This is a genomic window from Paenibacillus sp. FJAT-26967 (genome assembly GCF_001541095.1).
In the GTDB taxonomy this organism is placed as follows: domain Bacteria; phylum Bacillota; class Bacilli; order Paenibacillales; family NBRC-103111; genus Paenibacillus_F.
Genome location: NZ_LMXH01000005.1, coordinates 70,997 through 93,595 on the forward strand (window position 1 = coordinate 70,997; position 22,599 = coordinate 93,595).

Consider the following 22,599-nt stretch of genomic DNA (forward strand, 5'->3'; position numbering starts at 1 on the left):
CTTGTGCTAAGAGGGCGTGAATGTCCTCGATGCGAAAAGTCCGGTCGGAATAGTAGAGCAAACTACCTACAAGGAGGCACCCATATTATGTCATCCATTAAAGCGGACCAAGTCGTAGATGCAAGAGGACTGGCATGTCCGATGCCGATTGTCAGAACGAAGAAGTCTATCGAACAGCTGCAGTCCGGACAAGTGCTGGAAGTGCAGGCGACGGACAAAGGCTCCCTCGCGGATATTAAGAGCTGGGCCAAGACCACCGGCCACCAGTATCTCGGTTCTAATCAGGAAGGGGATGTATTTCACCATTTCATCCGTAAATCCGACCCTTCCGAAGTAAAAGAAGAACACAAGTTTCCGCACACCATATCCAATGAGCAGCTGCAGCAGAAACTTCAGGATAACCCGCAAATCCGGGTGTTGGACGTTCGCGAGCCGGCTGAATATGCATTCGGCCGTATCCCTGGCGCGATTTCGATTCCCTTCGGAGAGCTGGAGCAAAGACTGGGCGAGCTTAACCCGGAGGAGGAACTGCACGTAGTTTGCCGGACAGGCAGACGAAGTGATATGGCTGCCCAGCTTTTGACGGAGAAAGGATTTAAACAGATCCGGAATGTAGTGCCGGGCATGTCGGAGTGGAATGGCTCCCAAGAGCAGAATTAAATGAACGTAACTTATTATATTTGAATCCCAGGAGGGCTTACGATTATGACTAACAAAGTAGCGATTATCGCATCCAACGGCGGATTATTTGACGCTTATAAAGTATTTAATATCGCCACGGCAGCCGCGGCAACTGATGCTCAGGTTGCTATCTTCTTTACCTTCGAAGGGCTTAACCTGATTCACAAGGACATGCACAAGCAGCTGCCGCTTCCGGCAGGCAAAGAGCAGATGGCTGAAGGTTTCAAGAATGCCAACGTACCCGCAATCGAGCAGCTGCTGGAAATGGCTCAGGAAATGGGCGTCCGTATTATCGCCTGCCAGATGACAATGGACGTAATCGGACTTAAAGAAGAAGATTTCGTGCCGGGTATTGAAGTCGGCGGCGCGGCAACCTTCCTGGATTTTGCCTTTGACGCGAATGTAACTCTCACATTTTAAGGAAAGTTAACTGCTTGAATCATTAACGGTGCAACAGCAGCAGGCGAACAAACACAACTATGGAACAAAGGGAGGAAATATGAAATGAGTACAGTGGAAATCCGGGGAATGACAGCAGCTGAAGTAACCCGCAAAGTGCTTCGTGACGAGCCTCTTTTTATACTAGATGTACGTAATGAGGATGATTTTAACGATTGGAAGATTGAAGGCAACCGGGTGGAGGTTATTAACGTCCCTTACTTCGAGCTTCTTGACGGCGTGGACCACGTACTGGACAAGATTCCGGCTGACGGGGAAGTGCTGGTCGTCTGTGCCAAGGAAGGCTCCTCCAAGTTCGTCGCAGAACAGCTGGCAGAGAACGGCCGTACGAATGTAGCTTATCTTCTGGGAGGAATGAAATCCTGGAGTGAGCATCTGGAGCCGGTTAAGGCTGGCGACCTGAAGGACGGGGGCTCGATCTACCAGTTCGTACGTATCGGTAAAGGCTGTTTGTCGTATATGGTAATCTCCGGCGGAGAAGCGGCTGTAATTGACGCGGTACGCACCACGGATGTATTCGCGGATTTTGCGAAGGAGCGCGGCGCCGTCATTAAGCACACGCTGGATACGCATCTGCATGCGGACCATATTTCCGGCGGCCGTAAATTAGCGGAGCAGACGGGCGCAACCTACTGGCTTCCTCCCAAAGACGCCGATGAAGTGGTCTTCAGCTATGAGAAGCTGGAGGAAGGGGCGGATATTACGGTAGGCAGCACGAGAATCGGCATAGAGCCGATCTATTCTCCGGGCCATACGATCGGAAGCACATCGTTTATTGTCGATGACCAGTATCTGCTGACAGGCGATATTCTATTCGTGGCTTCGATCGGGCGGCCGGACTTGGCAGGTAAAGCGGAGGACTGGGTCGCGGACCTGCGGACCACGCTGTATGACCGCTACAAGCGGTTGTCAGACGAACTGCTCGTTCTCCCGGCTCACTTCGGTAAGTTCACAGAGCTGGGCGAGGGCGGCCTGGTGTCCGCCCGTCTCGGAGACCTGTTCAAGGATAATCCGGGCCTCAATATTCAGAATGAAGCGGAGTTCAGAAGCACGGTATCCGAGAACCTGCCGCCTCAGCCGAACGCTTATCAGGAAATCAGACAGACGAACATGGGCAAAATTACGCCCGACGAAGAAGAGCAGCGCGAGATGGAGATAGGTCCGAACCGCTGCGCTGTTCATGACAATTAAGGAGGAATACACACATGGAATCCAACATTACAGTAGACACCAAAGGCATGGCTTGTCCGATGCCGATCGTTAAAGCGAAGAAAGCTCTCGATACGCTGGAGAGCGGTCAGGTTATGCAGGTCATCTCGACCGATAAAGGCTCACTGAACGACTTTCAGGCCTGGGTGAAGCAGACGAAGCACGAGCTTGTGAAGCATGAGGAAGACAATGGGGTGTACACGTTTTATGTGAAAAAAATATAAGGGAGTGAAGCGGACCCGTTCTGGTGTTCGCTTCCCTTTTGTGGGGCTTCGAAGGAGGTCGTGGAGGATATTAACGGTTGAATTAAAAAAAATTTTAACCTAAAATATACGTATACGGGTATATGTAAAATACAAACAGCAAAGAGGTGCGATTAATGGAGATGGAGAATCAGAAGGAACGAACGACGATTGTACTTTTCAGCGGTGAACTGGACAAAGCCATTGCCGCTTTTATCATAGCTAACGGCGCAGCCGCTTATGACCACGAGGTCACGATTTTCTTCACATTCTGGGGCCTCAACACGCTCCGCAAGGACGAAGCCGTGAACGTGAAGAAAGGCTTTCTCGAGAAAGCCTTCGGCTGGATGATGCCGCGCGGCCCCGAGAAGCTCGGGCTGTCCAAAATGAATTTTGCCGGCATGGGTCCGCAAATGATCAAACACGTCATGAAGAAGCACAATGCACTGTCCTTGCCGCAGCTGATTGAGCTTGCGCAGGAGCAGGGAGTCAAGCTCGTTGCCTGCACGATGACAATGGACCTGCTGGGCTTGCAGAAGGAAGAGTTGATTGACGATATCGAATACGCCGGTGTAGCCGCTTATCTGGGTGACGCCAACGAGGCGAAAGTGAACTTGTTTATTTAATTTCATACACGGGAAATAGAAAAGCAGGGAGGTTCTCCTCCTTGCTTTTTCTTCGTCTGAATGAACGGTACCGAGGAAGGAAGCGGCAGCCTTTTGGTTTAGGATATGCACGGATTAGAAAGTTAATTCTTCACGTTTGTCAGGTCTCTTTTGCATGATCTGATATACTAGAAGGCAGAAGATGACTCCCTCATTTTACGAAAAGAACTTGAAGGGTGTGAGCAGAATGTTTCGATGGATCGATAAACATTACGAGAAATTGACATGGATGATTCTTCTGGCGGGCGCTATTCTTTTCTTCACGGCCCGTGCCTATATCGGATTTAGTGTTACCGCTTACCTGATCGTCAGTATCGTTAAGGAGCGGAAGGCCATACGTACACGGATCAAGGGGACCTCTGCGCGAGGCAAGCTTTATTATCTGATTGGCTTTATGCTATTAATAGGCCTTATTATGCTTTGTTTCAAAGCCGTTGCCCTACTGAATCTTCCCGTATGGCTGCTCTATATCACGATATTTATCCTATTGAATGCAGCCTCCATAGGGTATTTGACCGTTATGAGAAAATGGACTTTACGAGATAGGGAAAGGGAGGACTGAGCTTGCAGCTAGACCAACTTCTGCACAGACCAACCAAAGAAAACCGGGCACTTCTGATGAAGAAGATTGTCTGGTTTTTCGTTGTTTGGCAGAGAGCCAAGTATAAGGTGGTTACAAACTTCTGTTACTTACTTGTGGCGACCTTCTCACTTCGTGTGTATCAGACTTTCTCTAATGCTAATTGAGAATCGTATCTGGTCATGAAGCTTCATTATGAAGCATGTAGTACAACCCGATAATCATTATAATCTGCATAATTTTGTTTGTATGTGAAATATAAACCCATGGTTTGTCCTTATAATCCCGTATAAACAGCTGATTTTTTCGATATTTGTTCAAATGTATAAATATACAATTAAAAAACGCTTTATAAGATTGACAGATGAGGGGGAGGTGCTATAATACTTTAAGTAAGCCTAATTGATAATGAATCTCATTCTTAATGAGAAAGTTTCTGTTAACGAACTATTCATTCAACATTACTACGCCGCCCAAAGGAACTGTTATGAAAAAGAGATATCTCGTCATTGCGCTCATCGTCTTTTCATTTATCTCACTGTTTATCGGGGTTAAGAGCATAAGCCCTTTGGATCTGTTTAATCTGAGTGATGATAAAGTACAAATTATGCTCGTCAGCAGGCTGCCACGATTAATAGCGATTCTGATCGCGGGAATCTCAATGAGTGTGGTCGGTCTGATTATGCAGCAGCTAAGCCGCAACAAGTTTGTGTCACCGACAACGGCCGGAACCATGGATTCCGCGAGGTTCGGTATTCTCGTTGCAATGATGCTGTTCGGATCCGCGACTCCGCTTCAGAAAATGCTTGTGGCTTTTGCTTTCGCCCTCCTCGGTACCTTCATCTTTATGAAGATTCTAGACCGGGTGAAATACAAAGATACGATTTTCATTCCTTTGGTTGGATTGATGTTCGGTAATATCGTTAGTTCCATCACAACCTTTTTTGCTTACAAGAATGGTCTTATCCAGAACATGTCCGCATGGCTGCAGGGTGATTTCTCGATGATCATGAAAGGTCGCTATGAGCTGCTCTATGTAAGCATACCGATCCTGATCATTGCTTACTTCTATGCGAACCGCTTCACCATTGCAGGAATGGGGGCAGAGTTCTCAACGAATCTCGGTCTCAAATACAAACAGGTCGTCAACATCGGCCTGATTATCGTAGCGCTTGTGTCTTCCGTAGTTCTGCTGACTGTCGGTATGCTGCCCTTCCTGGGTCTGATCATTCCGAATATCGTTACCTTATACACGGGCGACAACCTGAAGAAAAGCCTTCCTCATACAGCTTTGCTGGGCGCCATCTTCGTTCTGTTCTGCGACATCTTGGGCAGGATTATTATCTTCCCGTATGAGATTTCCATCGGACTGACCGTCGGCGTTATCGGAAGTGGAATTTTTCTTTATCTGCTTATGAGGAGAAAGGCATTATGAACGCAAAAGTACAACTGAAAATCAGCATCTTAGCCATCATCGCGCTCGTCCTCATTGCCATCTTTATGACGATTGATGCAGCGGGCAACTGGGACTATATACTGCGGACTAGACCCAAGAAGATTCTCGCCATTATTCTGACGGGCGGAGCGATCGCCTTCTCGACGATGGTCTTCCAGACGATTACGAATAACCGGATTCTGACGCCGAGCATTATCGGACTGGATTCCTTGTATATGCTGTTCCAGACAGCCATCGTCTTCCTGGGCGGCTCAGCCAGCTTCCTGCTTAACAAGAACGTCAACTTCCTTCTTTCCATTGCGCTCATGGTCATGTTCACCGGGGTGCTGTACAAACTGCTTTTCAAAAGAGAAGGCAACAATCTTTACTTCCTCCTGCTGGTCGGGTTAATCTTCGGGACGTTCTTCCAGAGTATTTCTTCGTTCATGCAGGTACTGATTGATCCGAACGAGTTCTTGCGGGTACAGGACAAAATGTTCGCCAGCTTCAATAACGTGAACACGGATTTGCTGATCATCTCGATTATCCTGCTGGCGCTGGTCATTGCGTACTTCGCCCGGTTTACCAAATATCTGGATGTGCTGGCGCTGGGCAGGGAGCATGCCGTGAACCTGGGGATCGATTACGATTATGTGGTCAAAAGGCTGCTGGTCGTGGTCGCGATTCTAATCTCGATTGCCACCGCGCTCGTCGGTCCGATTACGTTCCTGGGGCTCCTGGTTGCGAACGTGGTTCATGAATTCCTGAGAACCTACCGGCACAAGGATCTTATTACGGGTTCCATCCTGATCAGCATCATTGCTTTAGTAGGAGGTCTGCTGATTGTAGAACGGGTATTCACCTTCTCAACAACTTTGAGCGTGATTATCAACTTCATTGGCGGTGTCTACTTTATCTATCTTCTATTAAAGGAGAAAAAATCGTGGTAGAGGTCAAGAACGTATCCAAACAATACGGCGGCAAAAAAGTCGTCGACAAAGTCTCGGTCAAGATCGAGAAAGGGAAGATTACTTCTTTTATCGGACCTAACGGGGCCGGCAAAAGTACGCTGTTATCTATGGTCAGCCGCTTGATTACTAAAGATGAAGGCGAAGTCTTCATTGACGGCCAAGAAATCGGGCAGTGGAAAAGTAACGATCTGGCCAAGAAAATATCTATTCTCAAACAATCCAATCATATCAATATACGCCTTACGATCCGGGATCTGGTTAACTTTGGGCGGTTTCCATACTCTCAGGGCAGACTTACTGCCGAAGACAACAAATTCGTCGATGAAGCGATCGCTTATATGGAGCTTCAAGAGCTGCAGGATAAGTTCCTGGATGAACTCAGCGGCGGCCAGAGGCAAAGAGCCTATCTGGCGATGGTGCTGGCTCAGAATACGGAATATATCCTGCTCGATGAGCCTTTGAATAACCTGGATATGAAGCATTCCGTGCAGATTATGAGGGTGCTCAGAAGGCTGGTGGAGGAGCTTGGCAAGACGATCGTCATCGTGATCCACGACATCAACTTCGCTTCCTGCCACTCCGATTACATTGTCGCTCTGAAGGACGGCAAGGTGGTAAAGGAAGGGAAGACAGACGAGATTATTGATTCTGCCGTTTTGAAGGAAATCTACGATATGGATATCGAGATCCACAACGTGAACGGCAACAGATTCTGTCTCTATTTTAACTAGTATCTTATAATACTTAAGCCTGTCTGCAGTACCTGAAGCTGTTATTCAAACAGTGGATAAACTCACACAGAGGTGCGGCTTATCCACATGTGTATAATACAAATTATTCTATAGGAGTGATTCAAGTGAGTAAAAGAATTTCGATGCTTTTCATGACGTTAATCCTGGCAGTCGTTACAGCGGCCTGCGGGAACAATAAAGAGGTAACTTCCGGCGCATCCAAGGATGGGGCAGCGCCAACCACATCGACCGCACCGTCCAAGGACATTACGATCAAGCACCAGCTCGGTGAGGCTACGTTCAAAACCAATCCGGCTAAAGTTGTCGTATTCGATATGGGCGTACTGGACTCCCTGGATAAACTCGGCGTACCGGTAGCGGGCGTACCGCAGGACGGGCTTCCTAAATACCTGGAGAAATACAAAGATGCTAAGTACACGAACGTAGGCAGCCTGAAAGAACCAGCCTTTGAAGTCATTAACAAATTGAAGCCGGACCTGATCATTATTTCCGGCCGTCAGCAAGAAGCTTACAAAGAGCTGAATTCGATCGCTCCGACGATCTTCATGGGTGTAGATGCTTCCAAATATATGGATTCCTACAAAGAAAACAATAAGAACCTGGGTCTGATCTTCGGTAAAGAAGCAGAAGTGGAGAAAGAAGTAGCGAGCGTAGAAGCCTCCATTAAGACGCTGAATGAGAAAGCAACGGCAAACGGTAAGACAGGTTTGATTACGCTGGTGAACGGCGGTAAAATCAGTGCTTACGGTCCAGGCTCCCGTTTTGGAATTATTCATGACGTATTGGGTGTAAAACCCGTAGATCCGACGATCAAAGTATCGACTCACGGTGATACGATCTCCAATGAATTTATTGTTGAGAAGAACCCGGATTACCTGTTCGTAGTTGACCGCGATTCCGCGATCGGCAACGAAGGAGCCAGTAAGAAAGTGATTGAGAACGAACTGGTCAAGACAACGAAAGCTTTCAAAGAAGGCAACATTGTTTACCTGAACCCGGATTACTGGTACCTGTCCGGCGGCGGATTGGTGTCCGTAGCTGAAATGGTGAAAGAAATCAGCAGCGCTATTAAATAAGCGGAAGTACTTTTCCGGTAAGCTCAGCCAAAAGGTTGAGCTTTTTTGTTTATTTGTTGGCCCAGACAGGATTTGGATAAATTCGTATAGAAGAGAAGAAATAGGAAGTACATATAAACAGGAGGATTGAATGCCATATGGATATCAATCAGGAGAAAGCGTTCCCGTCCAGCGGAAATACAGATCTTCACCCCGCTCAGCGGCAGTTTAATTATCATGAGTGGGCTAACCGGAGAGTCATCACGTCCATTCTGGAGCTTCCGGCGGAAGAACACCGCCGCCGCATACAGAGTACGTTTGCTTCCCTCTCGGAAGCGATTATCCACATGTATGCGATAGATGCCAGATGGCTTAGTGTGCTCTCAGGTGCAAGCTTTGAAGAATCCGGAGGGCTTCTGATGAAACTTACTGATGAAAGCAAAGAAATGCCATTAGAAGAGGTGTGGGCACGGTATAACGGGATTTACGAGCGTTATCACGTATTCCTTAAGGAAGCGGATCTGGATGCCTTATTTGAACTGGCCCATCCTCAGTTCGGAGTTTTCCATATAAAGCTTTCCGAAGTCATCCAGCATGTCGTTAATCACGGTACCTACCACCGTGGCAATCTTTCCTCTATGCTGCGGCAATTAGGTAATAAGAGTGTGCCGACCGATTATATGTTTTATTTGTTTGCAGAATCCCGGCAGTAAGCTCTAGCAAAGATGAGCAGCGCTTGAGATCTGTGTGAGATAGGGAGTTATTCCGTTTTCTCTCCCGTTTACGGCAACCGATCGTATCCCAAAGATGCACGCTTGAAGACACTTTGACCCGGCGGTTGAAGTGTCTTTATTGCGCGGCATTGTTCGAATTGGAGGAAGATCGCTGAATTAATATTTTTTTTCTAAATAATAGGAATAGATCTTGACTTGAATGAAAATGTTCCATAATCTATACATATAAACGAGCATAAATAAGCACAAATAAACATCGCGTTCATTCATACCCGGTGTAATTGACTCTATACAGACAGGAAAGGATGTGACTGCTAATTGCTTGCGGCGGAACGTAAATTAAGAATCGTGGATTATGTCAAAGAAAACCGGATCGCTGCGGTATCGGTGCTTGCTAAAGAATTCAATGTACATGAGGCAACGATCCGCAGAGACCTGGCCGAGATTGAGCAGGAAGGCCTGCTGCGCAGAACACATGGCGGTGTCATTGTGGACCCCGGGGCCAACATAGAGCCTTCCTTCTCGGAACGGGCGAGCGATCAGCTGGACCAGAAGAAACGGATCGGCAGGATGGCGGCATCCATGATCGAAGACGGAGAGCATGTCATTCTGGATTCGGGAACGACGACGATCCATATTGCGCAGCACCTCGTCAACCGGACGAATCTGACGGTCGTGACGAACGACATCAACGTCGCGGCGGAGCTGCGGGATTCAGCCGGTGTCACAGTCATCATAACCGGAGGGGAGCTCTATCGCTCTAGCTATATGCTCAATGGCATGTTTACCGATCAGATCTTGTCATCCCTGCATGTTCAGAAGGCTTTTCTCGGGACTCCCGCCATTCATCCCAAGCACGGGCTTACTCATCCGGAAGCGCAGCTTGTCGTGACCAAACAGGGAATGATCCGATCTGCGCAGGAAATCATTGTGGTGGCCGACGATACTAAGATTGGCAAGGTATCTCTGCATTCCGTGGCGCCTGTTCAGGCTGTCCATACCTTTATTACCGGTTCCGAGGCTTCTGATCCGCAGGTGAGATCGTTTCAGGACGCGGGAGTCAGAGTCATCACGGTGTAGCCTGGCGGGGGCAACTGCTGCAGGTGCACAAGTGCGTAAGGGAGTAGGAGCGTAGGTGTGTAAGTCGTAAGTGCTAAGTGCTAAGTGCATAAGTGCTAAGTGCATAAGTGCTAAGTGCTAAGTGCATAAGTGCTAAGTGCTAAGTGCGTAAGTCGTAAGTGCTAAGTGCGTTAGTTGTAAGTGCATAAGTGCATAAGCGTGTTAATGCTCCTGCTGCTTGAAGGGAATTCCGCTGCCCATCTGCCCATGACGCTGTCCGGGAACTGATTGTGAATATGCAGACTGAAATAAATTCGCTAACTTCACCTTGAGGAGGAATATCATGAAGACGTCTGTAGAAAAGGTTTATTGGCAGGCACACCGTGGAGGCGGAGCCTATGAGCGCCCCGACAATACGATGGCGGCCAATCTGTACGCATGGAGCCTCGGAGGAATCCCTGAAGCGGATATCCGGACGACAAGAGACGGGATCATTGTATGCCTTCATGATGAGACGCCTGCTAGAACGACAACGGCGCCGGATGATGTCAAGGACCGTCTCGTCTCTTCTTTTACGTTCGAGGAAATCCGGCAGTGGGATGCGGGGGTGAAATTCAGCGAATCCTTCAAGGGCGAACGGATTCCATCATTGAAGGAAGTGTTCGAAGAGATGAGCGGCAGGCCGGAGCGCTTGTTCTATCTCGATCTTAAAGAAGTGGACTTGCAGCAGCTTGGAGCCCTGATCGATGAATACGGAGTTCATGAGCAGGTGATTTTTACCCACAATGTCCAGGATAATTGTAAGAGGATGAAGACGATCGCTTCCGGTGTCCGCAGCATGCTGTGGATAGGCGGTAACGCGGAGCGCATCCAGGAGACTTTCTTGCAGGCGCGGCAATCAGAGTTTGACGGGCTCGATCAGATTCAGCTCCATCTGAAAAAGTCGGGTCAGGATGGAGCTGTCTGGCCGTATGCACTGGAGCCGGCTTTCTTGGAGGATGCCTTGGCTGCCGCGCAGAATGCCGGTCTGGATTTGGAGGTATTTCCATTTGAATTCGAGGAGGCCTCTATTCATGCTCTGCTTGATATCGGAATTCGCTGGTATGCAACGGATGAACCCGCGAAATTCGTACAAAGTGTACGTTCATGGATGAGTAATTAGATCCTTGCTGTGGATAGACTTTAGAGGGCGGTTCTCCGGATTGGAGAGCTGCTTTTTGTATTGCGTGAGCTGTGTGGGAAGAACTAACTACATCTGTTTTCTGGGAAAAGAGTGTGGTATAATCGTATCCCCGTCAATCGGTAAGGATAAATTTTGGTGGAGATATGCACAGGTTTATACACAAATCAACAGGTGTTCAAGTGCCTATTGTGTATAAGTTTATCCGCTTGTATGAACATATCCACAGATAAAGTTATCCACATGTTTTCTTGATATAGGGGAGAAAGAGTCATGTGGATATGTTGACAGAAATGGAAGAGAGTATTATAGTGAATTTATACCCATAGGGGTATATGGAGGATTTACAATGTGCTATGTGCGATATGCGAATATAAATGAAATATCGAATTTACATTTACGACCGGTGCAGAAGGTCTTCTGAATTTTAAATAGAAGAACGGAAGAGCGAAAGATGAGGATGGCTTTCAAATCGAGGGTCTATACAGTGCAGGAAGTTCCAGATTGTCTGGGAATCGGCGGACCCCTGCCGTTATTGATATGCGCCGGTTCCACATAATTTGTAAACGTATAGCCGGATGCTGTAAGCTTGTTCGTTTTTTTTGGTATAATCATAACTATAAGCGTGTGTAAAGAAAGGAAGTATCCTTATGAATTATGATGAAAATATTGTGCGGCGTTTGAAAAGGATGGAAGGACAAATCCGGGGCGTTCTCAAGATGATGGAGGACGAGAAGAACTGTAAGGACGTAGTAGCTCAGCTTTCAGCGGTCCGCAGCGCGGCTGACAAAGCCATGGCCTATATTGTGGCCACGAATTTGGAACACTGCATCCGTCAGGAAGAGCAGGAAGGCAAAGATACCGGCAAGCTGGTACAGGAAGCGGTGGAACTGCTCGTTAAGAGCCGCTGAAGCTGATCTTCAGATAAGGTGGCCAAGTCTGAAGTCTGGTAACGCACGGCAAGCCCCGGTAGAGTACAGGGGCGGAGAGCGGAGCCGGCAGGCGCATTTAGGAAGCGATAGAGCGATAGACACGGGGAGCTGCCCCTGTTTATAGAGAAGAGGTGCCCGGGGTCCGTAATGGACTCCCGGGCACCTCTTTTCTCAGCTGCGGCCTGATTACTGCCCCTGGTCAGTTCATTGTGCTGTAGATTGCTTGCAGAAGCTCGCCGTCCAGATTCTGGCCGTAATCCCAGAACATGATGCCGCCAAGGCCGCCATTTTTCAAATAATTGACCTTATGAGTAAGCGATTCGGTGTCATCGTAACCCAGGAAGCTGCTGCCCTTGGTCAGGTAAGGTGCTTTGGCCGTATCGTCCCATTGGCGAACCCAGCCGTTCTTGTTGATATAGTTGTTCTTGAGATCGTCATACTTGTATTCCCCGAGTCCACGGGAATAGAAGGCTCCGCCGATCACGATTTTATTTGCCGGTACGCCGCGCCCCTTATAGAGCTGTACGGAATTATGCACGCTGTAGCTCGGGTTCAGGGGAGAAGTGTACAGGTTAGCATGGTGGCTGTTCGAATTAATCTGCATATCATACGTCATGATGTTGATGAAGTCGAAATAAGGATGGACAGCCGCCAAATCAATTCCCTGAAGGGAATATTCGGAGGCACCCATGGCCGCAGTAATCTGATAGCGCGCTGCGCCTGTGCGGCCATCGGCCGCACTTCCGGCATCCAGCACTTCACGGAGTTTCTTCAGCAGCAGCGTATAATTCTGCTTGTCCCCTGCCGCCGGATATTCCCAATCCAGATCGATGCCATCCAGCTTATGCGTACGAATGTATTGAAGAGCGCTGTTCGCAAAGGCGGTACGGTTAGCTTCGGTGGAAGACGCGCTGACAAAGCCCTGCGAACGTCCCCAGCCGCCGACGGAAATCAGCACCTTCAGGGCCGGGTTCTTCTGTTTCAGAGTGACCAATTGGGCAATATGCGAGGCATTGCCGCCGCTCACGCCATTGCCGGCCACGTCTGCGAAGGCGTAGAAAGCATGCGTCAGCTTATGGGCAGGGACCGTGCTGACGTTGGGGAAATTCCAGGCGGCTACATAAGCGCCGATAATCCCGCTCGGCGGGTTGGAGCCTCCGCCGTCGCCGCCAGCCGATGTCTTAACGGTCAAAGCAGCGCTGGCTGCGGAGAGGTTCCCGGCTGCATCTTTAGCTTTTACCGTGAAGGTGTAAGTGGTATTGGGAGTAAGCCCCGTTACCGTCGTGCTTGTTCCCGCTGTCGATACGGCGAGTACTGCTCCGTTGTATACCTCGTAACCCGTTACGGCGACGTTATCCGTGGAAGGCTGCCAGGATAGTGCCACACTGGTTGCGGCTGCCGCACCTGCGCTCAGATTAGCAGGCACCGTTGGAGCGGTGGTGTCCGTGCCTCCGCCCGTGCAATCCGAGACGGTCTTCCAGACGCCCCAAGTGCCGGATAAGTCCGGCCGGTCACCTTGTGTCCACCACTTGGCTTCGTATACTTTGCTCAAGTAGGTAACTCGCTGCCCGCCCGTGTAGGCAGTGCTTGCGTTCCACTCGGCAGGGGCGCAAGCTGCGGCAAGTGTGTTCGCGCCAGCCTTGAAATTGGCAGTCTTCTCGGCTGCTTGTGCGGCGGTTGAGTCCGTGGCATCCACGCGGAATATGACCTCCGGTGAGTGGGCCGGAGCTTGGCCGGCGGCATGGGATGTCCCTGTAGGGAGCAGACTAATACATAACATGAGGGCAAGTAAAATACGCACAATTACGGGTTTTCCCGACAGGAAAGCCTGTCTGATCATAATCTGGATTCCTCCTTTAAGATGAAATATAGAGATGAATAGGTATACCGGTGTGTATCGTGTATCATCACCCCCCTTTGAATCGGCTGTCGATGAGATAGAAGAAACGGTTGGGATAGCGCTTTCATAATACTTCGGACTAAAGCGCTCTTTGTCTCTGTAGACATAGCTGCTCTTTTAATTATCCGAGATATTGCTTGTCAGTAGAAGGGAGAATATTTTACTTTGAAGGGGTATTTTCCTCTTTTTACCTCAGGTGGAAGCGGAGTGGATGATTTGATTTTGGCCTTGCGGGGACGGGAATGACTCGGATTTTTAAACCTCATATAGAATATGGTATGATCAGGCAGGTACAACTCTCTGAGAATAACAGGCCTGCAAAGGCAAACTGTCGCATATGAAAGGCAGGTACTCCACATCACCATGCATACAAAATTACAGGGAATGTTAACGCGTGCTTTTCTGATAAGTTTATTCACTGCGGTGGGCTTCGGTGTAATTGCGCTGCTGGTAAGCCAGCAGAAAATCGCCGCATTTGATCTGGCCATCATTTCAGCCGTACAGGGCCTGGAGAGTCCCGGCTGGACCCGATTCGCCATACTGCTTGATAAAGTAGGCTCTACTGCTTTTGTGCCCGTCATTACGGTGGTGGCCGGACTGTACTTGTACGTGGTGCTGAAGCATAGATCGGAGCTGGTGCTTCTGATCGCGGCGATAGGCGGAGCGGCACTCCTTAATACGATTCTGAAGAAAATGTTCCAGCGCGAAAGGCCGACTCTTAATATTATTATGGAAGAAACCGGCTTCAGTTTCCCGAGCGGACATTCGATGGCTGGATTTGCGCTCTATGGAATCTTGATCTTCCTGCTCTGGAAACATATCAGGAGCACGGCCGGACGAGCGATTCTGCTTGTACTGGCCGGAGGTATGATACTTGTGATGGGAATTAGCCGTATCTATCTTGGTGTTCATTACCCCAGCGATGTGTTGGGAGGGTTCCTCGCCAGCGCTTTCTGGCTGACCGTGTGTATCTGGACGTACCAGAGATATCAGCTCAAGAGAGAGCAGCGTACCGGCCGGGCGCAGGATTAGAACGGTCCTGCCGGCGTTTCCGGGCAGGAAGCAGCCCGCCCGGCACATAAGAAGAGGCCCCCGCGAAGATGAATTCGCGGGGGCCTCTTGCCTTTACTCTTGTCCGGCCGTAATGTGGCCGAACAGCAGCTTCGCGGCGCCAAACATGCCGGCCGATCCGCCAAGCTCGGCCGGGATGATCGGCACCGGCGTCGCCGTATAAGCGGGCATGGTGATGTCCTTCACATGCCGCCGGATCAGATCGAACAGGAAATCCCCCTGTTCGGTAACCGCCCCGCCCACGACAATGGCGGACGGGTTGAACACATGGATGAGGCTGCTAAGCCCGATGGCGACATATTCGGCATACTGTCGGACGACTGTCATCGAAGCCTCATCCCCGGCGCGCGCCTGCGCGAACAGCTCAGGCGGAGTCGCTCTTGTCAGCGATGCGGCGCCATGCTCGCGCATGAGTCGCTTCAGCGCGGTCACCGACGCGTATTGCTCCCAGCAGCCGCGGTGGCCGCAGGTACACGGCTGTCCTCCTGCTGCCACAACCATGTGGCCGTAGGCACCGGCGAATCCGTCACGGCCCCGCAGAGGACGGCCCTGCCGGATGAAACAGCCGCCGACCCCGGTGCCGAGCGCTACGCAGAGGAAGCTGTCCCAGTCTCTTCCTGCGCCAAGCCACTGCTCCCCGAGTGCAATGACGTTAACGTCATTGTCCACGGCAGCAGGCAGGCCGGACAGTTGCTCGATGTCCGCACGCAGGGTCGTGCCGCTCCAGCCGGGCAGATTATCGGTCGCGAAGGCGACGCTGCCTTCCCGGTTGATGTAGCCTGCGCTTCCGATACCGATGCCTGCAATCGGCAAGTTCAATTGATTGGCCTCATGCTTATAACCCTGAATGAGCTCACTGAGCTTGGCCATGAGCCCGGCCTTGCCCGCTGATGCTTCTGTTTCCAGTTTGCGGGTTGCGTGCACGGTGCCATCCGGTCCGATCAGTCCGCTTTTGATATGAGTTCCGCCGATGTCAATACCGATGGCTGCGTGAGAAGACATGGGAAATCCCCCGTTCGTCTATTTTTGAAATGGAAACTATTTTTCGTAATATGAATTGCAGAAGAGTGCTTAGCTCCTTTTTATTATAGGAGAAGGCTGGAAATGTGTAAATGATAATAACTAAAACCGGCAGCTTCATTTGTTCCTAAAGAAAATCCAATCCTCACAATGGTCCTCTATTTAATGTAAGGTTTTTTGGAACCTCCTCTTTTTGATAGCTGAATTTGATCATAGCCGCAGCTTTTAAGGGCCTGTAGAACATAATTTTCAGCTTTTTTAAAAAAAATTGATATTCTCTGTATTTTCCTGTTTCACTCGGGCTTCATTGGGGTATAAAAGCGCAGCAACGTGCCTTGGTGTCGAAAGCTGTCAGGCAAATTTGAAGGAATTACCTTGTTCCCGAGGGGTGCAAATTTTCTTATTAGGGGAACCTTAAAAGGCAAAGTTGCGTAGGAATAGCAGCACAAGGTATTCATTCTCAGTCTTATATGTAACGGGTTTACCAGGACAATACGGGAAAAGAGGGGAGAGCCTGACGGGGCAAGCGGGAAGCGGAGATACGAAAATCACTCCTTCTAAATAAGTTCTATTTACAAAATATTTTGTGAAATTTCCTCTACTTGCTATTGTAATCATACTGGAGAACCACTACCATTAGAGTTAACATAACTATCGACTACCCATGAAATTATACTATGTTATATACAAATTCGGAGGAAAAGCCGTATGTCGGAACATGAAAAGAAATCCAGTGAATCAACGGATATTTTAGACGAAAAGCAATTGCTTCAAGTGCTGCTGGCTTTTAAAAAAGGCGACTTTTCTGTTCGGATGCCTTACGACCTGAACGGGATGCCGGGTAAGATTGCGGACACCCTGAATGATATTCTGGATATGCAGGAAAATGTGGTGCAGGAAGTCCAGACCGTTGAGCGCATCGTAGGCAAAGAAGGCAATACAAACCGCCGTTTCACGTGCCGGACTAATGGTGGAAGCTGGAATACGTTCAATGATTCGCTGAATAATTTGATCAGTGATCTCATCCAGCCGACAGGCGAAATGGTTCGTGTGATTAACGCAGTTGCCCAGGGGGATCTATCCCAGAAAGTCGAAGTCGATTTCGAAGGGCGTTCTCTGACGGGAGAATTTCTGCGTACGGCTAACAACATTAACCGGATGGTTAACCAGTTGGGTACTTTTGCCGCCGAAGTTACGCGCGTAGCGCGGGAGGTAGGTACCGAGGGGATCTTGGGCGGACAAGCCGAAGTCACGGATGTCTCGGGTACTTGGCGCGATCTGACCGAAAGTGTAAACAATATGGCGAGCAACTTGACTGATCAGGTCCGGAATATCGCGGATGTGACAACGGCTGTGGCGAAGGGTGACTTGTCGCGCAAAATTACAGTTAACGCCAAAGGCGAAATCCTGGAGCTGAAGAACACGATCAATACGATGGTGGATCAGCTTAGTACGTTCGGCTCCGAGGTTACCCGTGTGGCCCGTGAGGTAGGCACCGAAGGTAAGCTGGGCGGACAAGCCGACGTTAAGGGCGTTTCGGGAACTTGGTACGATTTGACTGAAAGTGTTAACGATATGGCAAGCAATTTGACCAACCAGGTCCGGAACATTGCGGTTGTGACGACGGCGGTAGCGAACGGGGACCTCTCCAAGAAGATTACCGAAGAAGCGCAGGGCGAGATTCTGGAGCTGAAGAATACGATCAATACGATGGTGGACCAGCTCAGCACCTTTGGTTCCGAGGTTACGCGTGTGGCGCGTGAGGTAGGTACGGAAGGTATTCTCGGAGGACAGGCGGACGTTAAAGGCGTGTCCGGAACATGGCGCGATTTGACCGAGAGCGTGAACTACATGGCGACGAACCTGACGAATCAGGTGCGGAATATCGCCGAGGTCACGACAGCGGTAGCGACAGGCGATTTGTCCAAAAAGATCGCCGTAGACGCCAAAGGCGAGATTCTGCAGCTGAAGAGTACGATCAATATCATGGTGGATCAGCTCAGCATCTTTGCTTCCGAGGTTACGCGTGTAGCGCGTGAGGTCAGTAATGAGGGCAAGCTGGGCGGCAGAGCGGATGTTAAAGGCGTGTCCGGAACTTGGAAAGACCTGACGGATAGCGTGAACTACATGGCGAGCACGCTGACTGATCAGGTCCGCAATATCGCGGAAGTCACAACCGCTGTTGCGAAGGGTGACTTGTCCAAACAGATTACGGTAAATGCGACAGGTGAAATTCTGGAGTTGAAGAACACGATCAACACGATGGTGGATCAGCTCAGCACGTTTGCGTCCGAGGTCACGCGTGTTGCGCGGGAAGTAGGCACGGACGGCAGACTGGGCGGTCAGGCGAACGTGAAAGGCGTATCCGGTACATGGAAGGATTTGACCGACAGCGTTAATGACATGGCCAGCAATTTGACCAATCAGGTCCGGAATATCGCGGTGGTGACGACAGCGGTAGCGAACGGCGATTTGTCCAAGAAAATTTCCGAAGACGCCCAGGGCGAAATTCTGGAGCTGAAGAACACGATTAATACAATGGTGGATCAGCTCAGTACGTTTGCATCCGAAGTTACGCGCGTGGCGCGTGAGGTAGGTACGGAAGGAAGATTGGGCGGACAGGCCCAGGTTAAAGGTGTAGCGGGTACCTGGAAAGACCTGACGGAGAGCGTTAACGACATGGCGAGCAATCTGACGGATCAGGTTCGGAACATCGCGGACGTGACGACTGCCGTAGCGAAAGGTGATTTGTCGCGCAAAATTACGGTAGACGTTAAGGGCGAAATGCTGCAGCTGAAAAGCACGATCAATACAATGGTGGATCAGCTCAGCAACTTTGCGTCCGAGGTTACCCGTGTGGCGCGCGAGTTCGGTACGGATGGCAAGCTCGGAGGCCAGGCGGATGTGAAAGGGGTCTCGGGTACCTGGAAAGACCTGACGGATACGGTGAACTACATGACGGGCAACTTGACCAGTCAAGTTCGTAATATCGCGGACGTGACGACAGCCGTAGCAAACGGAGACCTGTCCAAGAAGATTACGGTTGATGTGAAAGGCGAGCTGCTCGAGCTGAAGAACACGACCAACACGATGGTGGACCAGCTCAGTTCCTTCGCCTCCGAAGTTACGCGTGTCGCCCGTGAAGTAGGTACGGACGGCAAGCTGGGAGGCCAAGCGCATGTGAACGGAGTCGGCGGGATCTGGAAAGACTTGACCGACAATGTTAATACGATGGCGACGAACCTGACCAACCAGGTACGGGGCATCGCCAAGGTCGTGACTGCCGTAGCGAACGGTAACCTGAAACAGAAGCTGACGGTCGATGCGGCTGGTGAGATTTATGATCTGAGCGAAACGATCAATAGCATGATCGATACGCTCGATACGTTCGCTGACCAGGTTACCACTGTTGCACGTGAAGTAGGCACGGAAGGTAAGCTGGGAGGCCAGGCGCATGTTCCGGGAGCATCGGGTACATGGCGTGACTTGACGGATAACGTTAACTACATGGCGTCAACCTTGACCACTCAGGTGCGGCAGATTACGAATGTAGCTACGGCCGTAACCAAAGGAGATCTATCCCGGAGCATTGATGTTGCCGCGGGTGGGGAAGTTGCCACACTCAAAGACAATATCAACGAGATGATCCGTAATCTCAAGGAAACGACCCGGATCAATACCGAGCAGGACTGGTTAAAAACGAACCTGGCGAAATTCAGCCGGTTGCTTCAAGGGCAGCGTGATCTGTATGAAGTCTGCCGCATGATCATGTCCGAGCTTGCACCGCTTGTCTCGATGCAGCACGGTGTATTCTATATGAACGAAGCTAACGGGGGAGAGCCTCTCCTGCGGATGTTCTCCAGTTATGCCTACCAGCAGCGGAAGCATCTGTCGAATGAGTTCCGCATGGGGCAAGGGCTTGTCGGCCAGTGCCTGATCGAGAAGCAGCGTATCCTTCTGACCAATGTACCCGAAGACTACGTGGTTATCGGTTCCGGTCTGGGTGAGGCGGCCCCCCTCAATATCGTGCTATTGCCGATTATGTTCGAGGATCAGGTCCTGGCGGTTATGGAGCTCGCCTCCTTCCGCCGGTTTACCGAGATCGATATTGCCTTCCTGGATCAGCTGACCGAGAGCATCGGTATTGTGCTGAACACGATGCAGGCGAACATGCGAACGGAGGAACTCCTGTCTCAGTCCCAATCGCTTGCCGAGGAGCTTAAGAAGCAGCAAGAAGAGCTTCAGCATACGAACGACGAGCTGGAAGACAAAGCGAAGCTGCTTGTTATCCAGAAGGCGGAAGTAGAGAGCAAGAACAATGAAGTGGAGCAGGCCAAGCACTTCCTCGAAGAGAAGGCGGAACAGCTTGCGCTGACGTCCAGATACAAGTCCGAATTCTTAGCGAATATGTCGCACGAGCTCCGGACTCCGCTGAACAGCTTGCTGCTACTTGCCGAGCAGCTGTCCGAGAATCCGGATCATAACTTGACCGGCGATCAAGTGAAGTTTGCCCGGACCATTCACGAGTCCGGTCTGGATCTGCTTAATCTCATTAACGATATTCTGGACTTATCGAAGATTGAATCAGGCACGATCTCACCGGATCTCAATGAGATTAAGCTGACCGAAATCTCCGATACGATGGAGCGTACGTTCCGTCACATCGCTAATGACAAGCAGCTTGATTTCAAGATCAAGATGGAGAAAGCTCTGCCTGAATCCATTATTTCTGATTCCAAGCGCTTGCAGCAAATTTTGAAAAATCTGTTGTCCAACGCGTTTAAATTCACCGAGAAGGGTGAAATTGTCCTTCTTATGCGCCGCGTTTCCAGCGGTTGGAGCCAGGATAATGAATCGCTGAACCGGGCCCGGATGGTTCTCGCATTCTCGGTAGGGGATACCGGAATCGGAATTTCGGAGGACAAGCAGCATATTATCTTCGAGGCGTTCCAGCAGGCCGATGGCAGTACGAATCGCGTATACGGCGGTACCGGACTGGGGCTGGCCATTTCCCGTGAAATTGCCGGTATGCTGGGCGGGGAAATTACGCTCTTCAGTGTCGTAAACGTGGGAAGCACCTTCACACTGTTCCTGCCGGTTGATCTTGATCCGGCTATGCTGGAAGCTGCTGCAACCTATGTGCCTGAAGTGATTGACGTTACGCCTCCTCCTCAGAGTTATCTGGGTGTGGATCGGGTAGAACCGACGCAGCTTGTAGATGACCGCAACGATATCGAACCCGGAGATCGTGTGTTCCTTATTATCGAAGACGACATGAAGTTCAATGAAATTCTGCTGGATCTGCTTCATAAAAAAGGACTGAAGGGTGTTATCACGCCTAAAGGTAACAAAGCTGCGGCGCTTGCGAAGAAATACAACCCTGTAGCGATTACGCTGGATTTAAGGCTCGAAGATATGAATGGCTCCTCAGTACTCGATCAGTTGAAAGATGACATCGAGCTGCGTCATATTCCAGTTACGGTCATGACGATTGAAGATGATGCGACCGAACTTCTGCAGCGCGGTGTATTCGACTTCCTATGCAAACCGATCAAGAACGAGGATCTGGAGAACGCTATCGATAAGCTGAATGCATTCAGCGAGAAGCCCTATCAGCAGCTGCTTGTCGGGATGTCGGATGCGGACCGCCGGAAGCAGACAGTAGATCTTGTTAAGAATTCAGATATCAAAATCAGCTCGACAGATACCGGGCGTAAGGCGCTGAATCAGCTGAAATCCAAAGATTTCGACTGTGTACTCGTCGATACGGATTTACCGGATATGGGTCCGGCCCAGTTTGTCAGAGAGATGCAGAAGAACGCTAAAAATAAACACAAGCCGGTACTGATTAACCGCAGCCAGAAGCTCTCCAGAGAAGAAGAAGCGGATCTGGAGGAACTACGCTCCATTGCGGTGATCAAGGATGTCAGAACGCCAATTGGCATTGTTGATGAAACGATGTTGTTCATGCACCGCAAACTGGATAACCTGAGGGATGATCAGAAACAAATTCTGATTAAGAATCATCAGTCTAATGAACATATCGAGTCCAAAACAGTTCTGATCGTCGATGACGATATCCGTAATATCTTTGCATTGACCACTATTCTGGAGCGTCAGAATATGAAGGTTCTTTCCGCTGAGAACGGGCATGATGCAATTGAAATCCTGGAACAGTCGCCGGATATCAACATCGTCCTGATGGATATTATGATGCCGGTTATGGACGGTTACGAAACGATGCGCGAAATCCGCAGCAGACCGCATTTCGCGGACCTACCGATCATCGCGCTGACCGCCAAGGCGATGAAGGGTGACCGCGAGCAGTGTCTGGAAGCGGGAGCTTCGGATTACATTACGAAGCCGGTCAACAGCGCGCAGCTCTTAACGATGCTGCGCGGCTGGTTTATGGCCCAGGACGGGCAGGAGCCTGCTCCTACCGGGGCGCCGGGTTCCGAGCCGTTCGGATGGATGAAGGGCTAATAGAAGGGAAGATAGAGCCGTGTGCGCAAGCACACGGCTCTTTTTTAAGGGATGATATGGAAGAAGGAGCTTGTTGTGAGTTGGTGAATAAACAGAAAATTTACTCCAAAATTATGTTGAATTACGGATAATTACTTCATATAATGAGATCAACCCGATCTTTTTAGACCG

Annotated in this window: 19 protein-coding genes; 17 read left to right on the forward strand and 2 right to left on the reverse strand. The window is 50.0% G+C overall.

Annotation, left to right across the window (positions count from 1 at the left end; genetic code table 11):
• The first annotated feature begins 87 nt into the window (after positions 1 to 87).
• The 15 genes from AR333_RS18260 (at position 88) to AR333_RS18330 (ending at position 11,933) form a co-directional block, all read left to right on the forward strand.
• A complete protein-coding gene (locus AR333_RS18260; RefSeq protein WP_068776813.1) occupies positions 88 to 660 on the forward strand; it encodes a sulfurtransferase TusA family protein in 573 nt (190 codons plus the stop codon).
• Positions 661 to 705: 45 nt separating this feature from the next.
• Positions 706 to 1,101: a DsrE/DsrF/DrsH-like family protein gene (locus AR333_RS18265; protein WP_068776814.1), complete on the forward strand. Its 396-nt coding sequence runs from the start codon at positions 706 to 708 to the stop codon at positions 1,099 to 1,101.
• A gap of 93 nt (positions 1,102 to 1,194) precedes the next feature.
• Positions 1,195 to 2,331 (forward strand): MBL fold metallo-hydrolase, encoded by a 1,137-nt coding sequence (locus AR333_RS18270; RefSeq protein ID WP_172798893.1) that lies wholly within the window; start codon positions 1,195 to 1,197, stop codon positions 2,329 to 2,331.
• A 14-nt stretch (positions 2,332 to 2,345) separates the two neighbouring features.
• A complete protein-coding gene (locus AR333_RS18275; RefSeq protein WP_068776816.1) occupies positions 2,346 to 2,573 on the forward strand; it encodes a sulfurtransferase TusA family protein in 228 nt (75 codons plus the stop codon).
• Positions 2,574 to 2,734: 161 nt separating this feature from the next.
• Positions 2,735 to 3,217 carry a DsrE/DsrF/DrsH-like family protein gene (locus AR333_RS18280; RefSeq protein WP_068776985.1) on the forward strand — a complete coding sequence of 161 codons (483 nt, stop codon included), beginning with the start codon at positions 2,735 to 2,737 and terminating at the stop codon, positions 3,215 to 3,217.
• Between the two features lie 226 nt (positions 3,218 to 3,443).
• Positions 3,444 to 3,818 carry a hypothetical protein gene (locus AR333_RS18285; RefSeq protein WP_156430958.1) on the forward strand — a complete coding sequence of 125 codons (375 nt, stop codon included), beginning with the start codon at positions 3,444 to 3,446 and terminating at the stop codon, positions 3,816 to 3,818.
• A 2-nt stretch (positions 3,819 to 3,820) separates the two neighbouring features.
• Positions 3,821 to 4,003, forward strand: a complete 183-nt coding sequence (locus AR333_RS18290) for a hypothetical protein (protein ID WP_068776818.1) — start codon at positions 3,821 to 3,823, stop codon at positions 4,001 to 4,003.
• 320 nt (positions 4,004 to 4,323) lie between these two features.
• A complete protein-coding gene (locus tag AR333_RS18295) occupies positions 4,324 to 5,271 on the forward strand; it encodes an ABC transporter permease (RefSeq protein ID WP_068776819.1) in 948 nt (315 codons plus the stop codon).
• Positions 5,268 to 6,221, forward strand: a complete 954-nt coding sequence (locus AR333_RS18300) for an iron chelate uptake ABC transporter family permease subunit (protein ID WP_068776820.1) — start codon at positions 5,268 to 5,270, stop codon at positions 6,219 to 6,221. Before AR333_RS18295 ends, AR333_RS18300 begins: the two co-directional genes overlap by 4 nt.
• A complete protein-coding gene (locus AR333_RS18305) occupies positions 6,215 to 6,973 on the forward strand; it encodes an ABC transporter ATP-binding protein (RefSeq protein ID WP_068776821.1) in 759 nt (252 codons plus the stop codon). The genes AR333_RS18300 and AR333_RS18305 overlap by 7 nt, the downstream gene beginning before the upstream one ends.
• A gap of 125 nt (positions 6,974 to 7,098) precedes the next feature.
• Positions 7,099 to 8,070 carry a siderophore ABC transporter substrate-binding protein gene (locus AR333_RS18310; protein ID WP_068776822.1) on the forward strand — a complete coding sequence of 324 codons (972 nt, stop codon included), beginning with the start codon at positions 7,099 to 7,101 and terminating at the stop codon, positions 8,068 to 8,070.
• Positions 8,071 to 8,207: 137 nt separating this feature from the next.
• Positions 8,208 to 8,762 (forward strand): DinB family protein, encoded by a 555-nt coding sequence (locus AR333_RS18315; RefSeq protein ID WP_068776823.1) that lies wholly within the window; start codon positions 8,208 to 8,210, stop codon positions 8,760 to 8,762.
• 339 nt (positions 8,763 to 9,101) lie between these two features.
• Positions 9,102 to 9,863: a DeoR/GlpR family DNA-binding transcription regulator gene (locus tag AR333_RS18320; protein WP_068776824.1), complete on the forward strand. Its 762-nt coding sequence runs from the start codon at positions 9,102 to 9,104 to the stop codon at positions 9,861 to 9,863.
• Positions 9,864 to 10,185: 322 nt separating this feature from the next.
• On the forward strand, positions 10,186 to 11,004 hold the full coding sequence (locus AR333_RS18325) for a glycerophosphodiester phosphodiesterase family protein (protein WP_068776825.1): 819 nt from the start codon (positions 10,186 to 10,188) through the stop codon (positions 11,002 to 11,004).
• 668 nt (positions 11,005 to 11,672) lie between these two features.
• Positions 11,673 to 11,933 (forward strand): metal-sensitive transcriptional regulator, encoded by a 261-nt coding sequence (locus AR333_RS18330; protein ID WP_068776826.1) that lies wholly within the window; start codon positions 11,673 to 11,675, stop codon positions 11,931 to 11,933.
• Positions 11,934 to 12,153: 220 nt separating this feature from the next.
• Here the strand turns inward: AR333_RS18330 and AR333_RS18335 are convergent, their stop codons facing one another.
• On the reverse strand, positions 12,154 to 13,794 hold the full coding sequence (locus AR333_RS18335) for a glycosyl hydrolase family 18 protein (RefSeq protein WP_068776827.1): 1,641 nt from the start codon (positions 13,792 to 13,794) through the stop codon (positions 12,154 to 12,156).
• 423 nt (positions 13,795 to 14,217) lie between these two features.
• Between AR333_RS18335 and AR333_RS18340 the strand changes: the two genes are divergently transcribed.
• The gene (locus tag AR333_RS18340) at positions 14,218 to 14,886 is read left to right on the forward strand and encodes a phosphatase PAP2 family protein (RefSeq protein ID WP_084783801.1); all 669 of its coding nucleotides are present in this window, start codon (positions 14,218 to 14,220) and stop codon (positions 14,884 to 14,886) included.
• Between the two features lie 93 nt (positions 14,887 to 14,979).
• On the opposite strand, the gene AR333_RS18345 is transcribed toward AR333_RS18340, so the two are convergent.
• Positions 14,980 to 15,927, reverse strand: coding sequence for an ROK family protein (locus AR333_RS18345; protein ID WP_068776829.1), 948 nt, complete (start codon positions 15,925 to 15,927; stop codon positions 14,980 to 14,982).
• Positions 15,928 to 16,653: 726 nt separating this feature from the next.
• On the opposite strand from AR333_RS18345, the gene AR333_RS18350 reads away from it, so the two are divergent.
• Positions 16,654 to 22,428, forward strand: a complete 5,775-nt coding sequence (locus tag AR333_RS18350; RefSeq protein WP_068776830.1) for a HAMP domain-containing protein — start codon at positions 16,654 to 16,656, stop codon at positions 22,426 to 22,428.
• Positions 22,429 to 22,599: the final 171 nt, after the last annotated feature.

Excerpts from the sequence above, each read along its gene's own strand:
- AR333_RS18265 (WP_068776814.1), top strand. The coding sequence starts at position 706 with ATGACTAACAAAGTAGCGATTATCGCATCCAACGGCGGATTATTTGAC.
- AR333_RS18335 (WP_068776827.1), bottom strand. The coding sequence starts at position 13,794 with ATGATCAGACAGGCTTTCCTGTCGGGAAAACCCGTAATTGTGCGTATT.
- AR333_RS18285 (WP_156430958.1), top strand. The coding sequence starts at position 3,444 with ATGTTTCGATGGATCGATAAACATTACGAGAAATTGACATGGATGATT.
- AR333_RS18345 (WP_068776829.1), bottom strand. The coding sequence starts at position 15,927 with ATGTCTTCTCACGCAGCCATCGGTATTGACATCGGCGGAACTCATATC.
- AR333_RS18340 (WP_084783801.1), top strand. The coding sequence starts at position 14,218 with ATGCATACAAAATTACAGGGAATGTTAACGCGTGCTTTTCTGATAAGT.
- AR333_RS18315 (WP_068776823.1), top strand. The coding sequence starts at position 8,208 with ATGGATATCAATCAGGAGAAAGCGTTCCCGTCCAGCGGAAATACAGAT.
- AR333_RS18350 (WP_068776830.1), top strand. The coding sequence starts at position 16,654 with ATGTCGGAACATGAAAAGAAATCCAGTGAATCAACGGATATTTTAGAC.
- AR333_RS18260 (WP_068776813.1), top strand. The coding sequence starts at position 88 with ATGTCATCCATTAAAGCGGACCAAGTCGTAGATGCAAGAGGACTGGCA.
- AR333_RS18325 (WP_068776825.1), top strand. The coding sequence starts at position 10,186 with ATGAAGACGTCTGTAGAAAAGGTTTATTGGCAGGCACACCGTGGAGGC.
- AR333_RS18295 (WP_068776819.1), top strand. The coding sequence starts at position 4,324 with ATGAAAAAGAGATATCTCGTCATTGCGCTCATCGTCTTTTCATTTATC.
- AR333_RS18330 (WP_068776826.1), top strand. The coding sequence starts at position 11,673 with ATGAATTATGATGAAAATATTGTGCGGCGTTTGAAAAGGATGGAAGGA.
- AR333_RS18275 (WP_068776816.1), top strand. The coding sequence starts at position 2,346 with ATGGAATCCAACATTACAGTAGACACCAAAGGCATGGCTTGTCCGATG.
- AR333_RS18300 (WP_068776820.1), top strand. The coding sequence starts at position 5,268 with ATGAACGCAAAAGTACAACTGAAAATCAGCATCTTAGCCATCATCGCG.
- AR333_RS18280 (WP_068776985.1), top strand. The coding sequence starts at position 2,735 with ATGGAGAATCAGAAGGAACGAACGACGATTGTACTTTTCAGCGGTGAA.